Below are 6,633 nucleotides of genomic sequence, written 5' to 3'. Positions count from 1 at the left end.
CCAGTTTCACCCCCCAGTCGGTCGGTGACGACCGGTCAGCAGGTGCGCAGACGGTGTGTGCAATCTCCCCTTGCACCGCGTCACGCACCTTTACCGTTCGTCCGTACATCACTCTGTCGCCGACGTCACCGAAACCGGTGGCGGTCGTCGACTGTCGTACCCCCGACGTCATATCTCAGCGGCGCTCCGGAGCACCCATTCCTATGTGACACCTCCACAAAACCCATCACGTCGAATTGTCGGCGGCTGCTCCCCTATCGTTACAACGTCGTGCACACCCGACACACCGACGGTAGCGAATCGGGGACGTCCGACGATACTCGCGGAGGGGTGAGTGTCCTGTATTCAGACGACCGGGATCTCGTGCGTCAGCACGAAACCCCCGGGCGGAACGAGAAACACGTCGCCACGCGAGGTCACCGCTACCGTGGGACTGCGTAGGTTTGACGGATGACTCACACCTGAGTCGTCACTCACATCCGAGTCGCCGAACCGCACCAGCCGATCCACCAGAGGAGCCCCATGACTGAGCACCCGGGACTGCATCCCGCGTCCAGCGGCCTCCGCCGGGCTCCCGATCCGCTGACCGATCCGATCGATCCCGCCGACCTGCTGCCCCTCGACCCACCGGGCGACCCCGCACTCTGGGAACGCGACCGCCACGGCGACCACCCGGCCGATCCCTGGCTTGCCGGGCCGTCGACCGGGGACACCCCGGTCGTCGGCACCCCGCAACCGGGGCTGGCCATCCCGGCCGTCCCAGCCGACACACCCGCCGCGCACGCGATCCCCGAACCCCCGGCCGCCGGCGGCTGGCTCAGCCCGCAGGAGACATCCGGCGTCGCACCGGCACACACCAGCGAGTCTCCCGCCGACCAGGCCCAGCACTCGCCCTGGTATCCCCCGCCGATCGACGCGCCACAGCATCCGGAGCCAGCCATGCGGTACGTCGCCGGACCCGACGAACATCCTCAGCAGTCGGTGAACGGCCTGAATCCGACGGCCCCGCCGAACGGATTCCCGGACGTGTCGGCAGGCCCCGCCGGCCCCTCCGGTCAGGTTCCGGCCGCCACGCCCACCGGCCCGCTGCCCGCGATCGTCGCCTCCGGGTTGCAAAAGCGCTTCGGCGATCATGTCGCCGTCGCCGATGTCACGTTCAGCGTCGCGAAGGGCACCATCCTCGGGCTCCTCGGACCCAACGGAGCGGGCAAGACCACGACCGTCAACATGCTCTGCACCCTGCTGAAACCGGACGGTGGCACCGGCTTCGTCGCCGGGCACGACATCACGGACGATCCGGCCGGGGTGCGGCGATCGATCATGCTCACCGGACAGTTCGCGGCCCTCGACGAGGCGCTCACCGGCCGCGAGAACCTCATCCTGTTCGGGCGCCTGCTCGGCCTGTCCAAATCCGCTGCCCGCGCCCGCGCCGACGAACTGCTCACGAGCTTCGGGCTCACCGACGCCGCGGGACGGCGCGTCCGTGAATACTCCGGCGGCATGCGCAGGCGCATCGACATCGCCTGCGGACTCGTGACCCGGCCGGAGGTGGTGTTCCTCGACGAACCCACGACGGGCCTCGACCCGCGCAGCCGCCAGGAGGTCTGGCAACTCGTCGAGCAGTTGCGCGACCAGGGCGTCACGATCCTGCTGACCACCCAGTACCTGGAGGAGGCCGATGCCCTCGCCGACCAGATCGTCGTCATCGATCACGGCCGGGTCATCGCGGGCGGCACCGCCGACGAACTGAAGTCCGCACTGGGCGCCTCGTATTACGAGGTCACCCCGACCGATCCCGGTGAATCGGTCCGGGTTTACGAAGTTCTCGCCGATCTCATCTCCCCCGATCAGATCCCGGCACCCACCGCGCTGTCGGTCACCGTCCCCGCCCCCGAGGGGGCCGACACACTGGTCGACATCGTGCGGCGCACCAGTGAGGCGGGCATCCGCCTCGCCGACGTCGCGCTCCGTCGGCCGACCCTCGACGAGGTCTTCCTCGCCCTCACCGATCCGTCGGCCGCCCCCGCGTCTCGGCGTTCGGACGGGCCGGAGGTGGCGGATGTGGCCGAGCAGGATTCCCCCACCGAACCGATCCCGGGGACACCGATCCGATGACGCAGGCGCCCGTGAGTGCCCCGGCCGACGGTCCGCTCGATCTGCCCGTGCGGATCAGCAGCGGCCGCCAACTGTCGGCCCTGACCGCACGCGCACTGGGCAGCGTCATCCGCAACGGTGAGGTGATCTTCGCGATCATCGCGCCGATCTTCCTCGCCGTCTGCTTCTACCTGCCGCTGCGTTCGATCATGAACGCCTACCCCGGCATGAACTACGCCCAGTACCTGATGCCGATCATCGCGCTGCAATCCGTCGGGTTCGTCGCGTCGGCCGCCGCGATGCGCGCGTCGCTGGACGGGCAGCAGGGCATCAACACGCGATTCCGGGTGCTGCCGATGAACCCGGCGATCCCGATCCTCGCCCGCACGGCGGCCAACACCGCACTGCTCGCGGTGTCCCTCGTGTTCGCGACGATTGCGAGTCTGGTGATCGGCTGGCGGCCGCACGGCGGATTCCTCGGGACCGTCGGCCTGTACGCGGTGGCGGTGACCGTGGGTGTGCTGGTCGCGGTGATCGCCGACGCACTGGGCCTCATCGCGAAAGGCCCCGAGGCGACCAGCCAGTTACTCGGTCTGCCGATTCTGATCCTCGGCATGGTGTCCACCGGCTTCGTGCCGGCGAGCCAGTTCCCCGAGTGGATACGGCCCTTCGCCCGGAATCAGCCGGTATCCCAGTTCACCGACGCCATGCGGGCCTTCAACGACGGGAGCGCGACCTGGTCCGTCGTCGCGCCGACGGTCTACTGGTGCGCGGGTATGGCCGTGCTCGCGGCCGTGCTGATGTGGGTGGCCGAACGGAGGTGGGGCCGATGATGCTGCCACCGGACACCGCGGCACAGTCGGAACTCACCATGCGACCGGAACGCTCGTTCGCGGCCTGGGCGGAACAGACGTGGATTCTCACCGGCAGGCAACTGTCGGTGTGGGTGCGCGACTACGCCACCCTCGGTCAGAGCCTGCTCTTCCCCGCGTTGTCGATGATCATGTTCAAGGTGGTGCTCGGCGACGCCATCGGCAAGGCCACCGGAATGGACAGTGCCTTCGGTACCGTGCCGCTGGTCATCCTCGTCGGTGCGATGTTCGGTTCGATGGCGGGTGCCGTCCGTCTGAACACCGAACGTGGCACAGGTCTCCTGGGCAGGCTGTACGTTCTGCCGATCAACCGGGCCGCCGACCTGAGCGCGCGCATCTCCGCCGAACTGCTGCGGATCCTGGTGTCGACCGTCGTGTTGCTGATCGCCGGTCTGTTCATCGGATTCCGCTTCACACAAGGGATCTGGGCGGCGTTCGGGATCGTCGGGGTGGCGCTGCTGTACGGGATGGCTTTCTCCACGATGGTGCTCGCGCTCGCGATCAACGCACGACCGCACGCCCCGCTGGTGCCCATCATCTCGCTCCTGTCGAGCGTGCTGATGTTCTTCAACTCCGGCTTCAGCCCCATCGACGCCTACCCGGGATGGCTGCAGCCGATCGTCGCGAACCAGCCGATGACGCCGGCCATCGAGGTGATGCGCTCCCTCGCCTCCGGTGGACCGATCGCCGCCAACCTCACCAAGGTGATCATCTGGGCCGTCGTGCTGCTGGTGGTGTTCACCTATCCGGCACTGCGCGGCTACCGCAAGGCCGCCACGGCGCGCTGATCGTTCGCGATCCGTAGAATCGGCGCCATGGCCACCGACAAGACCGGAGCCGAGGCTTCCGTCGCAGACAACCCTTCCGCGCAGCGCTACGACATCTCGGTCGACGGCACCGTCGCCGGGTTCGCCGAATACCGCGACCGCGAGTTGAACGGCACACCCGAACGGATCTTCTTCCACACCGAGGTCGCCGACGAATTCGGCGGACGCGGTCTGGCCACCATCCTCGTGAAGGAAGCCCTCGACGACACCCGGTCCGCCGGACGCGTGATCGTCGGTGTGTGCCCGCTCGTCGCCGCCTACCTCAAGAAGAACCCGGACTTCGCCGCGGAGGCCGCTCGCGCGGTGACACCCGAAACCCTGGAGTGGCTGCGCGCCAACCGCTGATCGACGTGCACGTGCCGCTGATCGAGTAGCTCGAGGCGCTAGCCGGGAGCGTATCGAGATCCCGCACGCCGATCTCGATACGCAGCCTCGCCTATCGGCTCGGTTGCTACTCGATCAACGGATGGACGACCGCTCGGCTGCTACTTGATCACCCGGGGGGACGACGGCTCGGTCGCTACTCGATCACCGGGTGGGCACTCAGCTCGTCAGCTACTCGATCACCGAACGGCGTCGAGGCGTAGGTACTCCAACTGCGCGATATCGATATCCGTTTCGGGACGGAATCCGTAGACCACATGCGGGGCCGGGTCGGTGATCCGGAAGACGCGGGTCTGCCGGTCCCACGCGAAGTCGGCGTCCCGCCGATCGATCACCTGGCCGTCGGCCTCGACGATCCAGCGGTACCGTCCGGTTCGTGCGGGGGTGACGGTGTAGTGGTCGACGATCTCCCCCGGTTCGCCGAAGTCCCAGTCGATTCGGTGGCCCGCGTCGACGCCGACGGTCTCCGTCGAGGAGTCGTCGAAGGCACATTCGGCGCCGGGCACGCCGGTCGACCGGGTCGCCGCCGCTACCGGGTCGGTGAGATCCCGTGGCGGGCGGGGACCGTCGGGTCCCGAGAGCGAGCGCGGTACCGAATTCCGCGCCCAGTCCGACGGTTCCGGGCCGAGGTCGATTCGGATGCGCGCGCCCCGGGTCAGCCGGTCGCGCGGCACCGTGATCTCGTTCCAGGGCTCGTCGTCGATCGACACCGACTGGACATAGATGTTCTCCGGCAACACGTCGGGCGCCTCGATCACCAACTCCGCCCCATTGTCCAGCGTCCATCGCAGCTTGCGGAAAGACGGTGCGGTCAGCACGAATTCGCCCGATCCGATGGACAACGGATACAGGCCCGAGGCGGCCAGCAGGTACCACGCGGACATCTCACCGTTGTCCTCGTCACCGGGATATCCCTGACCGATGTCGGAGCCGGTGAACAGCCGTGCGATGGCCTCGCGAACCAGTGCCTGGGTGCGGTGGTGCCGCCCGGTGTAGGCGTACATGAACGGAATGTGATGCGCGGGCTGATTGGAGAGCGCGAGCATGCCCATCCGGGTGTCGCGGGCCTCCCGCATCTCGTGGATCACCACCGGATAGCCGCCACGGAACTCCTCACGACCCGTCTCGGGTAACGCGCAGAAGCGATCGAGCTTGTCCGCCAGCGCTTCTCGCCCGCCATGCAGCGCGGCAAGGCCTTCCCCGTCGTGTGGTGCGGTGAATGCGGTCCCCCAGGCGTTGGTCTCGGTGTAGTCCAGTCCCCAGTCCCGCGGGTCGAAGTCGTCGGCGGGCCGGAACTCCCCGCTGGGCTCGCGTCCACGGAAGAACCCGGTCTCCTGATCGAAGACGTTCGCGTAGCCGGCTGCGCGGGCCGCGAACCATGTGGCGTTCGCGCGGTACTCCTCGATGCGGGGATCGTCGGGCCTCGTCTCCGCGAGGTATCGGGAGAACTCCGCGATGGCCGCATCGTTGATCGCTGCATCGACGGTCCAGCTCATTCCCTCGAACGTCCCGGTGTCGGTATATCCACGGAATATCGAGCGCGCCATGCCTTTCCGGCCGACGTGCGGATTGTCGGAGGGCGTGGTGGCGTTGCGCAGACACGAATCGTAGGCCGACTCCAGCTCGAGTCCCGACACTCCGGCGATGGCCGCGTCGGCGAAGACCGCATCGCTCGATGTGCCCGTCATGATGTCGGCGGGACCGGGCGCCGACCACCGGCTCACCCAGCCACCGGTCCGGAAATGTTCGACGAAACCGTCGAGCAACTCGCCGGTCAGTTCCGGTCGCACCAGTGTGCGCAATGGCCAGCTCGCCCGATACGAATCCCAGAAGCCGTCGGTGACGGTGAGTGTGCCCTCGACGACACGACGACCGGTGTGAGTCGGGCCGTCGGAGTTCGCTCGCGTGAACGGATCCGCGTACGCCCACACCGGTTCCTCGACGCTGCCGATGTTCTCGTGCGCGATCGTCGGATACAGGTGCACGCGATGAAGATTCGAGTACAGCGTGGTGAGCTGATCGTCGGTGGTGACGGATTCGTCGGTGCCGCCCACCTCGAGCCTGCCCAGAGCCTCCCGCCAGGCGGCTCGGGTCCGGGCGCGGATCTCGTCGAAACCACCGCTTGCTGCCACCCGATCGAACTCCAGGTTGCGTTGCGCCTGTTCCACACTCACGAACGACACCCCGACCGCGAGGGTGGCGGTACGCCCACCGGAGACGTCCAGAGTCACCGCACGTCGGTGGTCCTCCCCGACGATCGCAGATGTGATCGGCACATCGATCTCCGCCCAGAAGTACGTCCGCGGAACGTCGACCAGACCGCCCGGCCCGCCGACCCAGCCGTGGACGTGGCCGAGACCGGGACGACCGGGCACGGTGACCTGTCCGTTGAATCGCCCCGGGTTTGCTGGAGGCTCGGTTAGTTGGTTCCAGCGTTTGCGGGGACCGGGTTCTCA

5 protein-coding genes are annotated in these 6,633 nt (G+C 67.7%); 4 read left to right on the top strand and 1 reads right to left on the bottom strand.

Annotated features, from left to right (window positions below; genetic code table 11):
• The first annotated feature begins 522 nt into the window (after nucleotides 1-522).
• From AC4JJG_RS04105 to AC4JJG_RS04090, 4 genes are read left to right on the top strand one after another with little or no spacing between them, the layout of a single operon-like run.
• Nucleotides 523-2,115 carry an ATP-binding cassette domain-containing protein gene (locus AC4JJG_RS04105; RefSeq protein ID WP_495399662.1) on the top strand — a complete coding sequence of 531 codons (1,593 nt, stop codon included), beginning with the start codon at nucleotides 523-525 and terminating at the stop codon, nucleotides 2,113-2,115.
• A complete protein-coding gene (locus tag AC4JJG_RS04100) occupies nucleotides 2,112-2,927 on the top strand; it encodes an ABC transporter permease (protein ID WP_495399661.1) in 816 nt (271 codons plus the stop codon). Before AC4JJG_RS04105 ends, AC4JJG_RS04100 begins: the two co-directional genes overlap by 4 nt.
• Nucleotides 2,924-3,754, top strand: coding sequence for an ABC transporter permease (locus AC4JJG_RS04095; RefSeq protein WP_495399660.1), 831 nt, complete (start codon nucleotides 2,924-2,926; stop codon nucleotides 3,752-3,754). Before AC4JJG_RS04100 ends, AC4JJG_RS04095 begins: the two co-directional genes overlap by 4 nt.
• A 27-nt stretch (nucleotides 3,755-3,781) precedes the next feature.
• Nucleotides 3,782-4,138: a GNAT family N-acetyltransferase gene (locus AC4JJG_RS04090; protein WP_495399659.1), complete on the top strand. Its 357-nt coding sequence runs from the start codon at nucleotides 3,782-3,784 to the stop codon at nucleotides 4,136-4,138.
• Between the two features lie 218 nt (nucleotides 4,139-4,356).
• Here the strand turns inward: AC4JJG_RS04090 and AC4JJG_RS04085 are convergent, their stop codons facing one another.
• Entirely contained in the window at nucleotides 4,357-6,552 is a 2,196-nt protein-coding gene (locus tag AC4JJG_RS04085; RefSeq protein ID WP_495399658.1) for a GH92 family glycosyl hydrolase, read from the bottom strand.
• Between the last annotated feature and the right edge of the window lie 81 nt (nucleotides 6,553-6,633).

Source organism: Gordonia sp. B8661-1, from assembly GCF_059427765.1.
Note: the sequence above shows the minus strand (reverse complement) of the source record. Positions and strands in the feature narration are given on the sequence as shown.

Excerpts from the sequence above, each read along its gene's own strand:
- AC4JJG_RS04105 (WP_495399662.1), top strand. The coding sequence starts at position 523 with ATGACTGAGCACCCGGGACTGCATCCCGCGTCCAGCGGCCTCCGCCGG.
- AC4JJG_RS04100 (WP_495399661.1), top strand. The coding sequence starts at position 2,112 with ATGACGCAGGCGCCCGTGAGTGCCCCGGCCGACGGTCCGCTCGATCTG.
- AC4JJG_RS04095 (WP_495399660.1), top strand. The coding sequence starts at position 2,924 with ATGATGCTGCCACCGGACACCGCGGCACAGTCGGAACTCACCATGCGA.
- AC4JJG_RS04090 (WP_495399659.1), top strand. The coding sequence starts at position 3,782 with ATGGCCACCGACAAGACCGGAGCCGAGGCTTCCGTCGCAGACAACCCT.